Genomic DNA, 1,852 nt, shown 5'->3' with positions numbered 1-1,852 from the left:
GAGGAGGCGCGGACCGCGGCGGCCGATGCCGCGCTGCTCGCCCCCGACGACCCCACCCCGCACATCACCGAGCTGTTCGGGGCACGGCGACCCCGCAGGAGGCGCTCGCGCTGCGCGCCGCCGGCGACACCGGCCGCGTGCTCTGCTGGCTGTGGACGCCCGGCGGGCCGTGGCGGGAGGCGATCGAGGCGGAGATCGACGTCACCGCCTCCGGGCTCTGGGCGCTCCACGAGATCCGTGCCGCCGCGCGTGCCGCCGGCCGCACCGCCCGTGTGCAGCTGAAGGTGGACACCGGGCTCGGCCGCAACGGCTGCGCGCCGGGCGACTGGCCCGCGCTGGTCGCCGCCGCCCGCGCGGCGGAGACCGAGGGCACCGTGCGTGTCACTGGCCTGTGGTCGCACTTCGCCTGCGCCGACGAGCCCGGCCATCCCTCCGTCGCGGCGCAGCAGGAGGTCTTCCGCGACGCGCTGGCGACGGCCGCCCGGGCCGGCCTCGACCCCGAGGTCCGGCACCTCGCCAACTCCCCGGCGACGCTGACGCTGCCCTCCTCCCACTACGACCTGGTCCGCACCGGCGTCTCCGTCTACGGCCTCTCGCCGTCGCCGGAGGTGGGGCTGCCCGCGGAGTTCGGGCTGCGGCCCGCGATGACGCTGCGCGCGTCGCTCGCCTCCGTGAAGCGGGTGCCCGGCGGCCACGGCGTGAGCTACGGCCACAGCTACCGGACGCCGGGGGAGACCACGCTGGCGCTGGTGCCGGCCGGTTACGCCGACGGCGTGCCCCGGCACGCGTCCGGCAGCGGGCCGGTGCTGGTGGCGGGGAAGTGGCGCACGGTCGCCGGGCGGGTCGCGATGGACCAGTTCGTCGTGGACCTCGGCGGTGACACGGCGGCCGAGGGCGACCCGGTGGTGCTGTTCGGTCCCGGCCACGACGGTGAGCCCACGGCGGAGGACTGGGCCCGCGCCGCCGGGACGATCGGCTACGAGATCGTCACCCGCATCGGGGCCCGCGTCCCCCGCGTCCACCTGGGTTGACGGGCCGCTCCGGCCCCCGCCCCGGGCCGCGGTCGACGGGCGGCCCGCCGGGGCGCCCGGCGCGTACCATCCGAAGCCGGGGCGCCCGACGCCCCGCCGCCGCGTGCGGACCGCTCCACCGGACGGCCCGTTCGCTCGCCACCGGCGAGCCGGCGGTCCGCGACGACGGAGAGACGGCATCACGATGAGCGCGGGTACCACCCCGACCGGCGAACACCCCGGGCGGACCGACGGCCGGGCGCAGGCCACGGGCACGGTCCCGGACGCCGACCGCACGGTGCGGCTCGGACGCGAGCTGGCGGCGCTGCTGCGCGCCGGCGACCTGCTGCTGCTCAGCGGTGAGCTGGGCGCGGGCAAGACGACCCTGACGCGCGGCATCGGCGAGGGGCTGGGCGTGCGCTCGGCCGTCGCCTCCCCGACGTTCGTGATCTCCCGGGTCCACCCGTCGCTCGGTGACGGTCCCGCGCTGGTGCACGTCGACGCCTACCGGCTGGCGGGCGGGCTGGAGGAGATGGAGGACCTCGACCTCGACCTGGCGCTGCCGGAGTCGGTGATCGTCGTGGAGTGGGGCGAGGGCAAGGTCGAGGCGCTGTCGGACAGCCGGCTGCTGGTGCGGCTGGAGCGCCCCACCGGCGCGGGCGACGGGACGGCGGGCGACGGCGGCACGGACTGGAGCGCGCTGGACGGCGACGCCCCGCGAGTCGTCACGCTCACCGGCGTCGGACCGCGGTGGGCCGGGGTCGACCTCGCGGCGCTGCTGGCCGGGGCCGAGGGCGCCCCGCCCCGCGCCGACTGACCGCGGCGCGCGCCCGCCGCGCAGC

At 78.5% G+C, this 1,852-nt stretch carries 2 protein-coding genes; both read left to right on the top strand.

Annotated features, from left to right (window positions below; translation table 11 throughout):
* The coding region (alr, locus tag HCN56_RS25350) for an alanine racemase (RefSeq protein ID WP_167974961.1) at positions 1-1,031 on the top strand (1,031 nt) is incomplete at its 5' end.
* Positions 1,032-1,215: 184 nt separating this feature from the next.
* Positions 1,216-1,827, top strand: coding sequence for a tRNA (adenosine(37)-N6)-threonylcarbamoyltransferase complex ATPase subunit type 1 TsaE (gene tsaE, locus HCN56_RS25345; protein WP_167974959.1), 612 nt, complete (start codon positions 1,216-1,218; stop codon positions 1,825-1,827).
* Positions 1,828-1,852: the final 25 nt, after the last annotated feature.

This window comes from Streptomyces lonarensis, from assembly GCF_012033735.1.
Lineage (GTDB): Bacteria > Actinomycetota > Actinomycetes > Streptomycetales > Streptomycetaceae > Streptomyces > Streptomyces lonarensis.
This window is presented reverse-complemented; position numbering and strand designations above follow the sequence as displayed.